The 15,471-nt window shown below is 41.8% G+C and carries 15 protein-coding genes, 4 tRNA genes and 1 rRNA gene; 11 read left to right on the top strand and 9 right to left on the bottom strand.

Annotated elements, in window-relative coordinates; translation table 11 throughout:
- Nucleotides 1–35 precede the first annotated feature (35 nt).
- From CDH51_RS18955 to CDH51_RS18935, 4 genes are all read right to left on the bottom strand, one after another.
- Nucleotides 36–108: transfer RNA gene (locus CDH51_RS18955), tRNA-Lys, on the bottom strand.
- A gap of 41 nt (nucleotides 109–149) precedes the next feature.
- A tRNA-Arg gene (locus CDH51_RS18950) sits at nucleotides 150–223 on the bottom strand.
- 10 nt (nucleotides 224–233) lie between these two features.
- Nucleotides 234–308: transfer RNA gene (locus tag CDH51_RS18945), tRNA-Pro, on the bottom strand.
- Nucleotides 309–503: 195 nt separating this feature from the next.
- A tRNA-Lys gene (locus CDH51_RS18935) sits at nucleotides 504–576 on the bottom strand.
- Between the two features lie 170 nt (nucleotides 577–746).
- Between CDH51_RS18935 and CDH51_RS18930 the strand changes: the two genes are divergently transcribed.
- Nucleotides 747–1,424 carry an SH3 domain-containing protein gene (locus tag CDH51_RS18930; RefSeq protein ID WP_232724864.1) on the top strand — a complete coding sequence of 226 codons (678 nt, stop codon included), beginning with the start codon at nucleotides 747–749 and terminating at the stop codon, nucleotides 1,422–1,424.
- Between the two features lie 144 nt (nucleotides 1,425–1,568).
- On the opposite strand, the gene CDH51_RS18925 is transcribed toward CDH51_RS18930, so the two are convergent.
- The 4 genes from CDH51_RS18925 to CDH51_RS18910 form a co-directional block, all read right to left on the bottom strand.
- Entirely contained in the window at nucleotides 1,569–2,222 is a 654-nt protein-coding gene (locus CDH51_RS18925; RefSeq protein WP_394335580.1) for a 3-keto-disaccharide hydrolase, read from the bottom strand.
- A gap of 96 nt (nucleotides 2,223–2,318) precedes the next feature.
- The gene (locus CDH51_RS18920) at nucleotides 2,319–2,750 is read right to left on the bottom strand and encodes a c-type cytochrome (protein WP_026946949.1); all 432 of its coding nucleotides are present in this window, start codon (nucleotides 2,748–2,750) and stop codon (nucleotides 2,319–2,321) included.
- A 126-nt stretch (nucleotides 2,751–2,876) separates the two neighbouring features.
- Nucleotides 2,877–3,929, bottom strand: coding sequence for a sugar phosphate isomerase/epimerase family protein (locus CDH51_RS18915; protein ID WP_100630159.1), 1,053 nt, complete (start codon nucleotides 3,927–3,929; stop codon nucleotides 2,877–2,879).
- Nucleotides 3,930–3,960: 31 nt separating this feature from the next.
- Nucleotides 3,961–5,130, bottom strand: a complete 1,170-nt coding sequence (locus CDH51_RS18910; protein ID WP_100630158.1) for a Gfo/Idh/MocA family protein — start codon at nucleotides 5,128–5,130, stop codon at nucleotides 3,961–3,963.
- A 220-nt stretch (nucleotides 5,131–5,350) separates the two neighbouring features.
- Here CDH51_RS18910 and CDH51_RS18905 point away from each other — a divergent pair, with 220 nt between their 5' ends.
- The 4 genes from CDH51_RS18905 to CDH51_RS18890 are packed head-to-tail and all read left to right on the top strand — an operon-like array spanning nucleotide 5,351 to nucleotide 9,750.
- Nucleotides 5,351–6,586 (top strand): nucleoside permease, encoded by a 1,236-nt coding sequence (locus CDH51_RS18905; protein ID WP_100630157.1) that lies wholly within the window; start codon nucleotides 5,351–5,353, stop codon nucleotides 6,584–6,586.
- Nucleotides 6,583–7,464 carry a hydroxypyruvate isomerase family protein gene (locus tag CDH51_RS18900; RefSeq protein ID WP_035483901.1) on the top strand — a complete coding sequence of 294 codons (882 nt, stop codon included), beginning with the start codon at nucleotides 6,583–6,585 and terminating at the stop codon, nucleotides 7,462–7,464. Before CDH51_RS18905 ends, CDH51_RS18900 begins: the two co-directional genes overlap by 4 nt.
- 30 nt (nucleotides 7,465–7,494) lie before the next feature.
- On the top strand, nucleotides 7,495–9,174 hold the full coding sequence (locus CDH51_RS18895; protein WP_100630156.1) for a GMC oxidoreductase: 1,680 nt from the start codon (nucleotides 7,495–7,497) through the stop codon (nucleotides 9,172–9,174).
- A gap of 18 nt (nucleotides 9,175–9,192) precedes the next feature.
- Nucleotides 9,193–9,750 (top strand): gluconate 2-dehydrogenase subunit 3 family protein, encoded by a 558-nt coding sequence (locus CDH51_RS18890; RefSeq protein WP_100630155.1) that lies wholly within the window; start codon nucleotides 9,193–9,195, stop codon nucleotides 9,748–9,750.
- A gap of 53 nt (nucleotides 9,751–9,803) precedes the next feature.
- On the opposite strand, the gene CDH51_RS18885 is transcribed toward CDH51_RS18890, so the two are convergent.
- The gene (locus CDH51_RS18885) at nucleotides 9,804–11,435 is read right to left on the bottom strand and encodes a M61 family metallopeptidase (protein ID WP_100630154.1); all 1,632 of its coding nucleotides are present in this window, start codon (nucleotides 11,433–11,435) and stop codon (nucleotides 9,804–9,806) included.
- 136 nt (nucleotides 11,436–11,571) lie between these two features.
- On the opposite strand from CDH51_RS18885, the gene rpmH reads away from it, so the two are divergent.
- The 6 genes from rpmH to CDH51_RS18855 all read left to right on the top strand — a co-directional run.
- Entirely contained in the window at nucleotides 11,572–11,730 is a 159-nt protein-coding gene (rpmH, locus tag CDH51_RS18880) for a 50S ribosomal protein L34 (RefSeq protein WP_081701441.1), read from the top strand.
- Between the two features lie 45 nt (nucleotides 11,731–11,775).
- Nucleotides 11,776–12,156, top strand: a complete 381-nt coding sequence (gene rnpA / locus CDH51_RS18875) for a ribonuclease P protein component (protein ID WP_100630153.1) — start codon at nucleotides 11,776–11,778, stop codon at nucleotides 12,154–12,156.
- Complete coding sequence (locus tag CDH51_RS18870; RefSeq protein WP_100630152.1) at nucleotides 12,143–13,810, top strand: S41 family peptidase; 1,668 nt, start codon at nucleotides 12,143–12,145, stop codon at nucleotides 13,808–13,810. Before rnpA ends, CDH51_RS18870 begins: the two co-directional genes overlap by 14 nt.
- Nucleotides 13,810–14,493: a tRNA (adenosine(37)-N6)-threonylcarbamoyltransferase complex dimerization subunit type 1 TsaB gene (gene tsaB, locus CDH51_RS18865; protein WP_100630151.1), complete on the top strand. Its 684-nt coding sequence runs from the start codon at nucleotides 13,810–13,812 to the stop codon at nucleotides 14,491–14,493. The genes CDH51_RS18870 and tsaB overlap by 1 nt, the downstream gene beginning before the upstream one ends.
- Complete coding sequence (locus CDH51_RS18860) at nucleotides 14,493–15,002, top strand: DUF2480 family protein (RefSeq protein ID WP_100630150.1); 510 nt, start codon at nucleotides 14,493–14,495, stop codon at nucleotides 15,000–15,002. The genes tsaB and CDH51_RS18860 overlap by 1 nt, the downstream gene beginning before the upstream one ends.
- Before the next feature lie 354 nt (nucleotides 15,003–15,356).
- Nucleotides 15,357–15,471, top strand: a 16S ribosomal RNA gene (locus CDH51_RS18855); the annotation flags it as partial.

Genomic DNA, 15,471 nt, shown 5'->3' with positions numbered 1-15,471 from the left:
AACTTCTTGCTCTAAGAAGAATCTCTAAATAAGTGTGATCCCGCTGGGGCTCGAACCCAGGACCCTAACATTAAAAGTGTTATGCTCTACCAGCTGAGCTACGGAATCAAAATTTCAAATAAAAAGCGGACAATATCCGCCTTGTAAAGTGATCCTGTCAGGACTCGAACCTGAAACCTACTGCTTAGAAGGCAGTTGCTCTATCCAGTTGAGCTACAGGACCCAATAAATTGTCGGGGTGGCAAGATTCGAACTTGCGACCTCCTGCTCCCAAAGCAGGCGCGATAACCGGGCTACGCTACACCCCGAGAATTAGTTTGATCTTACACTTTTGTAAGCTTTCTCTTTTTTTCTTTGAGCTTTTCGATATCGATTTGCTCTTCAGAATCAGTTTCTTGATTAATCAAGAAACTCAATATAACTGTGATCCCGCTGGGGCTTCCCGATATCGCTTTGCTCATCGGGATAAACTTCTCGCCCTGCCAAGAATCTTTGTATAAATGTGATCCCGCTGGGGCTCGAACCCAGGACCCTAACATTAAAAGTGTTATGCTCTACCAGCTGAGCTACGGAATCATTTTTGGCTTAGAAATCCTCTCGAATTTCCATGTAAATATTTGTCAAATCTGGCTCCCAACCTTGCTTTTTGGTAGATCATTGCCTTAATTGGACTGCAAATTTATGACTCTTGAATTTAAATGCAAAGCACTAGACCAATCTTTCTGGTAAATCTTCTGTTCTTTTTCTTGATTGTTTTTCAACCTGTTTATTCACAGGGGGTTACGAATTCACTTCCTAAGGCAGATTCTTTGTTTGAAAGCAGAAGTTACAAGGAAGCCTTCGAAATTTACTCTGAAAACTATCAGGAAGGACTCTATTCTCCAGCCATGCTTTTGAAAATGGCCTTCATTGCTGAAGGGATGGGTGACAAGGAGCAGGCTACACATTATTTGGGTAAGTATTATGATCTCAATCCCAATGAACAAATTATCTCCAAAATCAAGACATTGACAGGGCAGACTACGCTGTTTGGATATGAGGTAGACGATAGAGATAGATTTGTTCTTTTTCTAGTGAATTACAAGCAATATCTATTGATTGCTCTCTCAGCCATCCTGCTGCTTTCAGTAATCATGATTTTTTGGACAAGTCGAAAAAATGAATCTCGTGTCAGTTATTGGCCTACCGCTGCTTTGATGATTTTGATCTTTCTTGTCAATAATTTTTTGGATAAGCCAAGTACGGGCTTGATTACACATAGTCCTACCTACATTACCACGCATCCAAGTGCAGGGGGCGAGCTAGTCGATCAGATAGAGCCTGGTCACCGTGTCAAAATCAAATCCTCAAAAGATATTTGGTTTGAGGTAGAATGGAAGAATCAACGCGCCTATATCCGTAAGGATCATATCACCAGACTTTGATCCGAAATATGTATTAGCTCTCTTCCCGAATCCCAATAAATCGGGTAGGGCCAGGTTACTTTAGAGCCTATTAGTTGATCCGTGTTAAAGCATAAAAAAATCCCGAATTTCTTCGGGATTTCTTGTTTCAATAAGATCTTAAACTCAAAGATTTTTAATTCTGATGTTTCGGAAGTGAACGATGTCTCCATGATCCTGAAGAGCAATTCGTCCTTTTTTGTACTTTCCAAATCCAGGCATATCCTTGAATTTGCTATCCGCAATCAGAGCTTCCCATTCTGGAGTCCACATCGTGGTTTTTACGACATCAACTCCGTTGAGACGAAGCGTTAACTCACCATCGTTTGCGATGATTTCAGCAAGATTCCATTCGCCTACCGGCTTGACAGTTTCTTCACTGCTCACAATTAGGTCGTAGAGGTCTCCTGCCCGGTGACTGATGATTTTTGCGTCAGGGTGTCCGTCATTGTCCAGAACTTGCATTTCTGGGCCTGTCTGCCACGGGTAATCATACTCTTCAGATTCATTGACAAGGAAGATGATACCGCTATTACCGTTAGGAGCTATTTTCCATTCTGTCTGAAAGTGGAAGTTTTCAAACTCCTGATCAGTGACGATATCGCCGCCATCTCCGGTTTGCCATCCATCCTTATTCGCTGCATCAAGGAAAAGCTCTCCATTTTCTATTTTCCAGGCTTTACCTACTTCTCCACCACCGTATTTGTGCCAGCCGGTGAAAGTCTCTCCATCGAAAAGGGAAATCCATTCAGACTCAGCGGGAGTACTTGTTTCGGTCATGGTTTCCTCGGAGGCTGTATCGCTACTTGGGGAGCTGCATCCCCAAGCCATTGCTAGTCCTGCTACTAGTACGTATTTGATTCGCTGCATGGTCAATTATTTTTTCAAAAGTAAAACGTATCTAACCATATCTTTTGCATCCTCTTCACTCAATCCTGGATGTGCTGGCATAGGAACTTCTCCCCATACACCGACTCCGCCATTGATTACTTTTTGAGCGAGCATGGTTACATTTTCTTCTGTGCTTTCATACTTTGCAGCTACTTCAGCATAAGAAGGTCCAACGATTTTCCGCTCTACCATATGACAGGATTGGCAATCCGATCCTTTCACTTTTTCTAAGCCTTTGATATAAATCGGGTCATCCTGATATTTTTCCTCCAAACTCATTTCCTTCGCAGGAGCAGAACTGCTAGCAGCTGGAGAAGTGGTAGAGGTAGACTCGGAAGAGCTTTCTCCACCGCCACAGGCAAATGTCAAACTAGCCAATGCTAGCACTCCCAAACTGATTTGATTTTTAATTTTCATTCGATTGTAATTTGATATTTAAATGTCGTTTTTCTTTAGGCTTGAAGAGGATGTCGTACAACTATCCTAAGTCTTTACTTGGCTTTTTGATATTGCTAATTTCCGAAATATTGATTTCTGGATTTCTTAAATTCCTAAGATTTTTTTGTTGAAATTTTCATCTGCGCCACTTCCGGCAAAGTCATCAAAGGCTTTCTCGGTGACTCTAATGATATGAGCATCGATGAATGGAGCACCTTCTGCAGCTCCTTGCTCTGGATGCTTGATCGCGCATTCCCATTCTAGCACCGCCCAACCGTCAAAATCATATTGCGAAAGTTTGCTAAAAATTCCACCAAAATCAACTTGGCCGTCACCTAATGATCGGAATCTACCTGCACGCTCTACCCATCCTTGGAATCCGCCATAGACACCTTGCTTTCCGCTTGGGTTGAATTCAGCATCTTTCACATGAAACATTTTGATCCTGTCGTGATAGAAATCGATGAATTGTAGATAATCCAAGCATTGTAGCACGAAGTGACTTGGATCGTAGAGGATATTTGCACGTTTGTGATTATTCACTTTTTCAAGGAACATCTCAAAGGTGATTCCATCATGAAGGTCCTCGCCAGGGTGCAATTCATAGCAAACATCTACGCCATATTTGTCAAACTCATCCAAAATGGGAGTCCATCTTCTGGCCAATTCAGTAAAACCTGTATCGACCAAACCTGCAGGACGCTGTGGCCACGGATAAACAGTATGCCACATCAGCGCTCCGGAGAATGTCGCATGCGCAGTAAGTCCAAGATTGTGTGAAGCTTTAGCGGCATACTTCAATTGCTGGGTAGCCCATTCGCTTTTTGCCTTTAGGTCGCCTGCCATCGATGCAGGTGCAAACCCATCAAACAGCTCATTGTAGGCTGGGTGAACAGCGACAAGCTGACCTTGCAGGTGAGTGGAGAGCTCAGTAATGACCAATCCTGCCTCCTCGACCGTTCCAGCTATTTCATCTGCATAATCCTTACTTTCCGCAGCCTTTTGAAGATCAATCATTCTTGCGTCCCAAGAGGGGATTTGAACTCCTTTATAACCTAAATCTGCCATGTAATTACAGATATTTTTCAGGTTATTGAAAGGTGCTTGGTCATCCGCAAATTGCGCCAAAAATATGGCAGGTCCTTTGATCGTTTTCATTATGAATTTTTATTTTAGGTTTAAGAGTTATTTATTTTTCAACTTCAAAAGAAGTCCATTTGTATTCGGTCTCGGTACTTTTCAAGACATGTTCGATGAACGCCATCCCACGGATACCATCTTCAATACCTGGGAAATCCTTCCACTCCTCCTTAGGAGTCTCACCATTTCGCTCTGCGTAAATACATCGTGCAAAGTTTCTGTATAAGTTGGCAAAGGCTTCTACGTATCCCTCAGGATGACCGGCAGGAGTCCGGGTGTTTTCTTGTGCTAGGGACCCGAGATAGCCAGTTCCAGCTCTGAAAATTTGTGCAGGTTGGCCCGGGTAGCGAACGATTAGACTGTTGTTGTCTTCTTGTTGCCATTCGATCCCACCTTTGTCACCAAACACCCTGATTTTTAGATTGTTTTCCAAACCTGTATCGGTCTGAGATGCCATTAGAACTCCGGATGCACCGTTTTCAAACCGCATCAAAACGACACCGTCATCGTCAATCGGGCGTCCTTCGACTTTGATGTAAAGGTCAGCACAGATTTTTTCTACTTTTTGCCCCGAGACATATTCAGCCAGGTGAAAGGCATGGGTACCGATATCTCCCATACATCCAGCCATTCCGTTTCGCTTTGGGTCTGTTCGCCATTCGGCCTGCTTGTTATCTTCTTTTTCAAGGAGTTTATACAGCCAGCCTTGTGGGTACTCTACATATACTTTGTGAATTTTCCCCAGCTTTCCTTCTTCGATCATTTGCTTGGCTTGCTTAATCATCGGGTAGCCGGAATAAGTGTGTGTCAGTAAAAACTTCCGATCGCTGTTGCTGACGATATGATAAAGCTCTTTTGCTTCTTGATAGTTGAGTGTGAGGGGCTTGTCAAGCACCACATGAAATCCAGCCCGGATGGCTTTTGCAGTCGGATCAAAATGAACATTATTTGGGGTGACAATCACCACTACATCAATTCGCTCATCTTCGGGAAGCTGTAGCTCCTTTTCGAACATCTCGTCGTAGCTGGAGTAGACCCTGGAAGGGTTGAGTCTGAGTTCCTCACCTCTTTTTCTAGACTTTTCAGGATTAGACGAAAATGCTCCAGCCGCAAGCTCAAACATGCCGTCCATCAGTGCACCGTTGAGGTGAATCGCTCCGATAAAAGAGCCCGGACCACCACCGACAAGACCAATTTTTAGTTTCTTATTCGTGGACATAGGTTATCAGGTTATTTGGATTTGAAAATAGTTGAATAATCGAAAAAAAGCCATTTTTTGCTGAGCTTCACAGATTATGTTTACAAATAGCCCCATCCCGTTATGAGTGGCTTTTTCAAAATAATTATCGGCCTAATTTCGCAAATTCAAAGGACTTGCTTAAAATACGTTAAATTCACCGAATTCTAAACTTTGACTTAATTCCCAATCCAGTTTTTCTATGAGTCTATTTGTGCGGATGCGCCTGTCTTTTATGATGTTTTTGGAGTTTTTCGTCTGGGGCTCTTGGTATGTGACGATGGGTACATTCTTGGGAGCGAATCTAGGGGCAAAAGATCAAGAAATTTCGCTGGCCTTCTCCACTCAGTCTTTTGGAGCGATCATAGCCCCGTTTATTGTGGGATTGATTGCGGATAGGTATTTCCATGCGCAGCGGATCTTGGGAGTGATTCATCTCTTGGGGGCGGTACTGATGTATTTATTGTATAGCAGTGAGGATTTTTCAGGCTTTTTCCCGGTTTTACTCGCTTACATGATTTTATTCATGCCGACTTTGGCCTTGGTCAATTCCATTTCTTTCAATCAAATGAAGGATCCGGCAAAGGAATTTTCTACCATTCGTGTTTGGGGTACAATCGGATGGATAGCAGCGGGAATTCTCATCAGCGCCTTAGCATGGGATAGTGCAGATGGGCTCGAAAGCGGACTGCTAGGCAATACTTGGCTGATGGCTTCCATAGTTTCTTTGGTGTTGGGGATTTTCAGTTTTACCTTACCAGCAACACCCCCTCGTGCAAGTAGCAGTGAAAAGATCAAACTATCCGAGTTGTTAGGCCTGGATGCCTTGGCTCTTTTGAAAAACCGGAATTATGCCATTTTCTTTTTAAGTTCTGTCCTGATCTGTATCCCGCTTGCATTTTATTATCAAAATGCCAGTCCATTTCTGACCGAAATTGGAGTAGAGAACTCTACCGGAAAAATGACTATCGGACAGATTTCCGAAGTGCTCTTTATGCTAGCCTTACCGATCTTTTTTTCAAGATTTGGGATTAAAAAAACATTGATTGTGGCAATGCTTGCTTGGGCTATTCGGTATGTGTTTTTTGCCTATGGTAATGCGGACGAAAATGTTTGGATGCTACTCGTAGGAATAGCACTTCATGGAGTTTGCTATGATTTTTTCTTTGTCAGCGGACAGATATACACGGATGCTCATGCTGGGCATAAATATAAATCCTCCGCTCAGGGATTAATTACCTTAGCTACTTACGGGGCTGGTATGTTGATCGGCTTTTGGGCTGCCGGGCAAATCTCAGATTACTATCTCAATGCTGACGGATTACATGACTGGCGATCGATTTGGTTAATTCCTTCTGGTATTTCCGTTTTGGTTTTACTATTTTTCATACTCTTTTTCAAAAAAGAAAAAATCTACCCTCAAAATAACCCATCATGACCAAACCTATCAACCCAGGAAGAAGAGAGTCTTTCAAGAAAGTTTTGCTTGGAGGAGCAGCTCTTGGGAGCCTAAGTTCATTTGATTTTGAAGAATCAAAGAAACCTTTATCTCTGAAAGGAAACATCAATCACGGAGTTTGCTTGTGGTCCATGCGTCCCCTTTCTTTGGAGGAATTATGTGCAGGAGCAAAGAAACTCGGAATACAAGGTGTGGATATTGTAGGCCCGGATGCCTATCCCACGCTTCAGAAATATGGACTTCAGTGCTCCATGTCAAATGGTGCCGAAATTAGTATAGCCGATGGCTGGAATGACCCAAAATTCCACGATCAATTGGTCAAAAACTATGAAGAAGTTATTCCCATCGTCGCAAAAAATGGGTACAAGAACTTGATTGCGTTTTCCGGTAATCGAAGAGGGATGGATGATGAAACGGGTTTGGAAAATTGTGTCAAAGGCCTAAAGCGGATTATGGCTACAGCCGAAAAGCATGGTGTCGTGATTCAAATGGAGCTACTCAATAGTAAGGTGGACCACAAAGACTATATGTGTGATTTGTCTCCTTGGGGTATAGAATTGTGCAAAAGAATTGATAGCGAAAACTTTAAGCTGCTTTATGATATTTACCATATGCAGATCGATGAAGGTGATATTATTCGCACAATTAAAAACAATTACCAGTACTTTGGGCATTATCATACTGCGGGTAATCCTGGAAGAAACGAACTGGATCAAAATCAGGAGATCAATTACCCTGCCGTCATGCAGGCCATAGTTGATACTGGATACAAGGGATTTGTGTCCCATGAATTTGTTCCAAAACAAGAGGATAAATTACTTGCTTTGCAGCAAGCAATTGAAGTCTGCGATGTTTGAAAATTAATTAACCAATAAACCATATAATTTATGGCAAATGAAAAATATGATGCGATTGTAGTCGGGTCAGGAATAAGTGGCGGTTGGGCCGCCAAAGAGTTGACGGAAAAAGGGCTGAAAGTATTGCTCTTGGAGAGAGGACCGAATGTCGAGCACGTAAAAGATTACAAGACAGCAACCTTGCCACCATGGGAAGTGCCTCATCGAGGTAGGAGAACCATTGAAATGCTAGAAAAGCATCCTGTTCTCCGAAGAGATTATGTGCTGAATGAACTGAATGTAGACTGGTGGGCACACGAGGACGAGTCTCCATATGTGGAGGAAAAGCCGTTCAACTGGTTCAGAGGATATCAAGTTGGTGGTAGATCTTTGCTTTGGGGAAGACAATCCTACCGCTTGGCAGATATTGATTTTGAAGCAAATGCGAAGGAAGGAATAGCTGTGGATTGGCCCATTCGATACAAAGATTTGGCACCTTGGTATTCTTATGTAGAAAAATTCGCAGGGATCTCTGGAAATAAGGATGGCTTAGAAATTCTTCCTGATGGGGAGTTTATGCCGCCAATGCCGATGAACTGCGTGGAAGAAGATGCTGTAAAGCGGATCAAAGAACATTACAAGGGAGCTCGGCATTGGATTATGGGTAGACCAGCCAACATTACTCAGCCTCTTCCCGGTCGAGTAGGCTGTCAATACCGAAATAAATGCTCGTTGGGCTGTCCGTTTGGGGGTTATTTTAGTACCCAAGCATCAACCTTACCCGCTGCAGATGCGACAGGAAATCTTACGCTAAGACCTTGGTCTATCGTGAGAAGATTAATCTATGATAAGGATACTCAAAAAGCTACCGGAGTAGAGGTATTGGATGCAGAGACTAATCAGACTGTAGAATATGATGCCAAAATCATATTCCTCTGTGCTTCGGCCTTCAACTCCACTGCGATCTTGATGCGTTCTGCCACTGATATTTGGCCAGGAGGATTAGGTTCGAGCTCTGGTGAATTAGGTCATAATGTGATGGATCACCATTTCCGATTAGGAGCAAGGGGAACCATCGATGGGTATGAGGATAAATACTATTTCGGTAGAAGACCTACAGGTCTTTACATCCCTAGATTCCGAAACTTAAATGGTGAAAAACGAGATTACGTACGTGGATTCGGTTATCAAGGTGGTGCAAGCCGAAGCGGATGGAGTAGAGACGTTGCCGAATTGAACTTTGGGGCGCCAATGAAGGATGCCTTGACTCAGCCAGGTCCATGGAGTATTGGATTTACTGCTTTTGGAGAGATTCTCCCATATCATGACAACCATATCCGTCTCAGCGATACTGTGAAGGATAAATGGGGAATGGAAGCTTTGGTAATGAGCGCGGAGATCAAGGAGAATGAGAAAAATATGCGGAAAGACATGATGGCTGATGCAGCTGAAATGCTCGAAGTAGCTGGATTCAAAGACGTACAAACCTACGATGCAGGCTATACATTTGGTCAGGGTATTCATGAAATGGGAACCGCTCGTATGGGTCGCGATCCAAAAACATCGGTACTGAATGGAAACAATCAGGTTTGGGATGCCAAAAATGTATTCGTCACTGATGGAGCTTGTATGACTTCGGCTGCTGCTCAAAACCCATCCTTGACCTACATGGCGTTGACAGCGAGAGCTGCAAATTTTGCAGTAGAAGAATTGAAGCGTCAGAATCTTTAATCAGAAAACAGAGAAACTATGAATATGAACAGAAGAGATGCACTCAAAAGCGTAGTACTGATGATGGGAGGAACCATGGTCGGAGCTACCGCTATTCTGACAGGATGTGCACCGGATAAACAAATTGAAGGATTGGATTTCAGTCCAGAGGACATCGCTTTTTTGGATGAAATTGGAGATACGATCATTCCAGAGACTGATACTCCTGGAGCAAAGGCTGCCGGAATCGGTACTTTCATGGTCATGATGGTCAAAGACACTTACGATGAAAACCAACAAAAAACCTTTGTGGATGGGTTGAATATGATTCGTAAGGATTTTAAAGATTCAAAAGGTGTAGAATTTGAGAAAGCTAGCGCTGAAGATCGTTTGGCCTATTTGAATGGAATGTATGAGCAATACAAAAGTTCAGAAAATCGCGAGCCTCAAATTATTTATATGCTGAAAGATTTGACCGTATTGGGATATTTTACTTCAGAAATTGGGGCTACCCAGGCTTTGAATTACGTAGAAGTACCCGGTCGATATGATGGATGTATTGACTTGAAGCCAGGCGATCGGGCTTACGCCATCTAAGAATTGATTGTTTAGAGTTTAACAAACCTCGGGATTTCAGATTCCGAGGTTTTTTATTGCATCCACTTTTCTCGCTGAGGAGTTTCTTGCTCAATTTGAAATTTGTATTCCGGGAAAAACTGAGTCGATGATTCCTTGATTTTATAAGAGTAGGAATTTCCATTGATCCGATGGACCTCTAGTTCACCTTTAGGACTTATATTTTTGATTTCGTCACCCAGCATGAGCACTTGGTAGGCGAAGCTATCTGGATGGATCTTTTTTACGGATTCACCTTCCAGGAGAACACCTAAATTGTTTCTGAGATAATCATTTTGGAAATCCTCTTCTAGCTTAATTCCTAGAATTGGCAAAATCTCTTTTAAATGCTCTATGATGGACTCTTTTCCTGAAATGTATCGACTGTAGAAACCCATGAAGTCAAATTTTCTGCTGACTTTTTCTACCTCTCTCCAAAAAGAATATTCCTGATAGCCCCGCATTTTACTTCCAAATCTCTTCCAAGCAATCTGCATGAACTCTGATAGAGATAAGCCATCATTCAAAAGATGAATGTCCAAAGCAAGTGCAATAAGTGCTCCGTTGGAATAAATGTTTTGTCTCCGGTCAGGAATCGACTTTTGATAGCCATCTACCCAGGTGTCAAAGGAAGATTCTAAGATGCTTTGATGTCTCCACCCAAAGTCTTCCGAAACTCGTTGAACAGTTCGCTGAAGTTTATCGAGAAACTCAGATAGTGACCAAAAACCGGATTTCAGTAAATAGAGGTCCCCCATATAAGAAGTGATTCCCTCCAAAATCCATCCTGACTCAGTATAGTTCTCCACACTAAAATCATACGGAAGAAGTGCTTTTGGCCGGATTCTGCAGACATTCCAAGCATGATAGAGCTCATGGCTGCTGATACCCATAAGTTCATGATAGTTTTTGGGATTTTTGAGGCTTTCTGCTGGGCCATAAGTAATCACAGTTCCTCGTCTATGCTCTACCCCATGATAATGAGTATAAGGGAGAAGTTGAAAAATGAAATGATATTCCTCTTCTGGAAACACCCCAAAGTCATTGATTAGCTTCTCAGCAACTTTTTGAAGGGATTCTAGGAATTCATATTTGTTGAAATAGACATCTCCTTTAAACCAACAGTGAAATTTGACAGAATTCACCTCGAATTTAATGTGCATGATTTGCTTAGTAGCTAGAATGGTTGAATCTGCCAATTGCTGGAAACTACTTGCACTGAATTGGTTTGAATTAATCGAGTCAAGAGTAGTTACCTTGACAGGATAGGGGAAACGGGTCTGAACCTGACATTCTGTGGGAGCTACTCCACTGACCTCCATACAGCAGTTTACAAGATTCAAATACACCTGCTCATCGTCTATCCACGAAGATCCGGCATCCATTTGTCCGGCAAAAAACTGGTATTTGACAGAATATTCTCCCCCTTTGCTAGCCTCAAATTGCCAAATAGCTTTCGAGACTTTCATGAATGGAACTTCTTCTCCAGAGAAATCCTTTACTGCAAAATCTCTTATAAATTTTGCATAATTAGCCTCTTGGTACCTTCCGGCACGCCATATGGGGAGTTTTAGGGATATTTTCCCCGGTGCTGATACTTGGAAACTTATGGATACTTCCAAGAACTGAGAGGTAGGGTATTGTACCGAAAGCTGGTAATGGATCATAAATTTATCAGATTCAATGAGACAAATATTTATGGTGTATTTGTATTTCAAAATTGACTACGTATCTTTGCAGTCCTTTTTGGGGTCAAAGTCCAAAAGTCAAGAAACGAAAGCAATAAAATAAAGATATTCGATCATGAAAAGAACATTTCAGCCTTCCAATAGAAAAAGAAAGAATAAGCACGGATTCCGTGAAAGAATGTCTTCTGCTAATGGTAGAAGAGTGCTTAAGGCTCGTAGAGCAAAAGGAAGAAAGAAGCTTAGCGTTTCTTCTGAGAAAACACTCAAGAAATAATATTGAGGGAGATTTTGTAAGTTGCATGCAATAAGCATCCTTGCAATGAATTTCAGACTTCCTAAATCTGAACGGCTTCATAGCCAAAAACTAATCAAGGAACTTTTTGATAAAAGTTCCTCTTTTTTTTTGTATCCCTTCAAGGTACTGTACCTCGAGGGAGAAGAGACCAATGGGGACTGCCCGCAAGTCCTTTTTTCGGTTTCAAAGCGAAAAATCAATAAGGCTGTATCTCGCAATCTGATGAAACGTAGAATGCGGGAGGCTTATCGTATTAACAAACATTTGCTTTCAGAATCTTCGAGTCAATTATTTATTGGCTTAATTTATGTCTCATCAGACATCATGGAGTTTAAGCAGGTGGAAGAAAAGATCAAGCTTATTTTGCACCGAATTAATAAGGAACAAAAAAATGAAAATGAATAAAACCAAGACAAAAATTCTTCTTGGCGCCCTAATCGGATTTTTTCTGTTAGCAGGTTCTGTGGCGTTTACGGTGAAAAATGACAAGCTTTTTGCAATCGCGAAGAACATAGACATTTTCGCCACACTTGTCAGAGAGTTGGACTCTTATTACGTAGATGAGATCGATCCTGATGAATTGGTTACCGTTGGTATTCAGGCAATGCTAGATGAGCTTGATCCATATACAGAGTATATTCCAGAGGAAGAGTCTGAGGATTTTCGCATGATGACCACTGGAGAATATGGTGGAGTAGGGGCTTTAATCGGTGCTAGAGGAGAGGGTAGCATGATCATTATGCCATATACCGGTTTTCCAGCTCAAAATGCAGGTTTGAGAATTGCAGACAAACTCCTAAAAGTGGATACTGTCGATGTCTCTCAGAAGAATACCTCAGAAGTATCTGAATTGCTAAAAGGCCCAGAAAATACTCCAGTCAAGGTCAGTGTATTGCGAGATGCGGATACTTTGGAATTTGAATTGGTACGAAAGAAAATTTCTCTTAAAAATGTGCCGTACTATGGCAAATTGGATGCATCCACTGGGTATATCAAATTAAGTGATTTTACGACCAATGCTTCAGCAGAAGTTCGGAATGCATTGGTGGACTTAAAAGCACAGGGTGCCGAAAAATTGGTATTGGACCTCAGAGATAATCCAGGAGGACTATTATCTGAAGCGGTTGAGATTGTGAATTTGTTTATTCCGAAAGGTAAGGAAGTGGTCAAGACTATTGGTAAGATTGAAAATGTAAACCGTACCTATAAGACCTCAAAGACTCCGGTGGATAAGAATATTCCTTTGGTGGTTTTGTTGAATGAGCGTAGCGCATCTGCCTCTGAGATTGTGGCTGGGGCATTGCAGGATTATGATAGAGCAGTTTTGGTAGGAAGGAAGTCTTTTGGAAAAGGTTTAGTACAGACGACGATTCCGCTTACCTATAATGCACAGGTTAAAGTGACTACCGCAAAATACTATATCCCAAGTGGTAGATGTATTCAGGCTATTGATTACGCATTGAGTAGGGAAGAAGGTGAAATTCGATCCATTCCGGATTCACTTCGTCAAGCCTTCAAAACGCAAAATGGAAGAACGGTTTTGGATGGGGCAGGTATCGAACCGGATGAGACAGTGGAAGCTTATAGATATGCCCCGATTACCTACAGTTTAGTAGCAGGTAATCATGTTTTTGATTTCGCTACGCAATATTTTTATTCCAAACCAGCGGTGGCAAATATTGAAGAGTTTGAAGTGAGTGATGAGCTCTATGAGGATTTTGTAAGTTTTCTTTCTGATAGAGAGTATGATTACACCACCTATTTGGAGAAGTCTCTAGAGGATATGAAGGAATTAGCGGAGCAGGCTCCATATTATTCTGAAATCAAAGAGCAGGTGGAGGCTTTGGAAAAGCGAATTATACACAATAAGGAGCAAGATTTGATTTCTTATCAAAAAGAGATTAGGAAAGCACTTCGGGAAGAAATTATATCTCGTTACTATTTTCAGGAGGGTATGATTCAGGCGAGCCTTCAAAATGATTCTGTCATTGAGAAAGCGATGGAGTTATTTAGTACTCCAGATAAAATGGGGCAAATTCTTACTACCAAGTCGGAATAATGGCTTTGATTCTATCATTGGAGACTGCCACAGACAATTGTTCGGTGGCTTTACATGACAAAGGACAGCTTATAGCCTCAGCAAGTCATTTGGAATCAGGTGCGCATTCTCGCATGTTACCATTGTTAATCAACCAGGTGATGAATCAAGCTGGATCTAGCTTTCATGAATTAAAGGCTGTTGCAGTATCTGAAGGGCCGGGATCATATACGGGATTACGTATAGGTACTTCGACAGCGAAAGGTTTGGCTTTTTCTTTAGATATTAAATTGTTGGCAATAGATACCCTAAAGGGGCTGGCCCACCTAGCCCGCAGCCAAAAACCAGGGTTTACTATAATTGCCATGCTAGATGCAAGAAGAATGGAGGTGTATCGAGAGGTTTTCGATTCGGAGGGAAAGCAGATTGCAGGTATCGATAGTGAAATTCTGGAGACTGATTCTTTCCTAGAATATTTGAAGGAAGGCCAAGTGTGTTTTGTCGGAAATGCCAACGTTAAGGCGAGTCAGGTAATCAGCAGCCCAAATGCCTACTTCTTAGACAGCTTGCCCAATGCATCTTCCATCGGTGAATTAGCCTGGAAGAACTATCAAAACGAGCGATTTGAGAGTATACCCTACTTTACTCCGAATTATTTGAAGGAATTTAGAGTTCTGAAGAGTAAGAAAAATCCATTTGCCTGATGAGTGAAATTGTAAATAGAGTGGCGAAAAGCCCAATCAAGTCTTTGAATTTGGAAGAAATTTATCCAAGAGAGGAGCGTGTTGGGTTTGATTTAAAAGATTTTCTCTTTCAGGAGTTGATTTTGAAAGAGCAGGATTTTCGCAAATCATTGAAGGAGTTGGATTGGGAACAGTATAAAAACAAGTGGGTGGCGATTTTTTGCAGTGCTGATGCGATAGTTCCTACCTGGGCTTATATGTTGGTAGCCTCTTATCTTCAACCAGTGGCCAAGGGGTTTGTAATTGGTGATTTTGAAGACTTAGAATTAAATATTGTCAACGTTTTGGTGGAAAGCCTTGACCTGAAAGAATTCCAGGATCGTCCAGTAGTCATAAAAGGATGTAGTTCAATTGAGATTCCTTTGTATGCCTATGGAAAGCTTGTTTCCAAACTTCAGCCTATCTCCAAAACACTGATGTTTGGTGAACCTTGCAGTACCGTGCCGATTTATAAGAAGCCAAAAAGCTGATAGCGAGGCAGTCTCGGTAAGAGGTCAAAAAAAATAAGATTTTTAGGGTTCTTTTGTTTGTCTTTTCTGAACAACTGCGCTATGTTTGCACTCCCAATTCAGGAAAAGCCCTGAAGAATTTTGAATTTGAAAAGATAAAAGTGGTGCAGAAAAAAATATTTAAAAAATGTTTTTGCCAGTCAAAAATATTCCTCGATATTTGCACTCGCTTTTGGGGGAGATAGTCCTCACAATTTCTTGAAATGTCAAGAAAAAAGTTCTTTGAAGTGATGTAAGGCAAATAATACCTGAGAACTAGACAGGTTGACAGCTATAAACAACGCGAGTTGAAAAGCTGTCAGTTATAGACAATTTACAATGGAGAGTTTGATCCTGGCTCAGGATGAACGCTAGCGGCAGGCCTAATACATGCAAGTCGAGCGGTAGAGATACTTTCGGGTATTTTGAGAGCGGCGCACGGGTGCGTAAC

Origin of the sequence: Algoriphagus formosus (genome assembly GCF_002807035.1) — a bacterium.
In the GTDB taxonomy this organism is placed as follows: domain Bacteria; phylum Bacteroidota; class Bacteroidia; order Cytophagales; family Cyclobacteriaceae; genus Algoriphagus; species Algoriphagus formosus.
Note: the sequence above shows the minus strand (reverse complement) of the source record. Positions and strands in the feature narration are given on the sequence as shown.

What these genes read in the sequence shown, in the direction of transcription:
- CDH51_RS18925 (WP_394335580.1), bottom strand. Translation starts at nt 2,222, where the DNA reads ATGACCGAAACAAGTACTCCCGCTGAGTCTGAATGGATTTCCCTTTTC.
- CDH51_RS18920 (WP_026946949.1), bottom strand. Translation starts at nt 2,750, where the DNA reads ATGAAAATTAAAAATCAAATCAGTTTGGGAGTGCTAGCATTGGCTAGT.
- CDH51_RS18915 (WP_100630159.1), bottom strand. Translation starts at nt 3,929, where the DNA reads ATGAAAACGATCAAAGGACCTGCCATATTTTTGGCGCAATTTGCGGAT.
- CDH51_RS18910 (WP_100630158.1), bottom strand. Translation starts at nt 5,130, where the DNA reads ATGTCCACGAATAAGAAACTAAAAATTGGTCTTGTCGGTGGTGGTCCG.
- CDH51_RS18905 (WP_100630157.1), top strand. Translation starts at nt 5,351, where the DNA reads ATGAGTCTATTTGTGCGGATGCGCCTGTCTTTTATGATGTTTTTGGAG.
- CDH51_RS18900 (WP_035483901.1), top strand. Translation starts at nt 6,583, where the DNA reads ATGACCAAACCTATCAACCCAGGAAGAAGAGAGTCTTTCAAGAAAGTT.
- CDH51_RS18895 (WP_100630156.1), top strand. Translation starts at nt 7,495, where the DNA reads ATGGCAAATGAAAAATATGATGCGATTGTAGTCGGGTCAGGAATAAGT.
- CDH51_RS18890 (WP_100630155.1), top strand. Translation starts at nt 9,193, where the DNA reads ATGAATATGAACAGAAGAGATGCACTCAAAAGCGTAGTACTGATGATG.
- CDH51_RS18885 (WP_100630154.1), bottom strand. Translation starts at nt 11,435, where the DNA reads ATGATCCATTACCAGCTTTCGGTACAATACCCTACCTCTCAGTTCTTG.
- rpmH (WP_081701441.1), top strand. Translation starts at nt 11,572, where the DNA reads ATGAAAAGAACATTTCAGCCTTCCAATAGAAAAAGAAAGAATAAGCAC.
- rnpA (WP_100630153.1), top strand. Translation starts at nt 11,776, where the DNA reads ATGAATTTCAGACTTCCTAAATCTGAACGGCTTCATAGCCAAAAACTA.
- CDH51_RS18870 (WP_100630152.1), top strand. Translation starts at nt 12,143, where the DNA reads ATGAAAATGAATAAAACCAAGACAAAAATTCTTCTTGGCGCCCTAATC.
- tsaB (WP_100630151.1), top strand. Translation starts at nt 13,810, where the DNA reads ATGGCTTTGATTCTATCATTGGAGACTGCCACAGACAATTGTTCGGTG.
- CDH51_RS18860 (WP_100630150.1), top strand. Translation starts at nt 14,493, where the DNA reads ATGAGTGAAATTGTAAATAGAGTGGCGAAAAGCCCAATCAAGTCTTTG.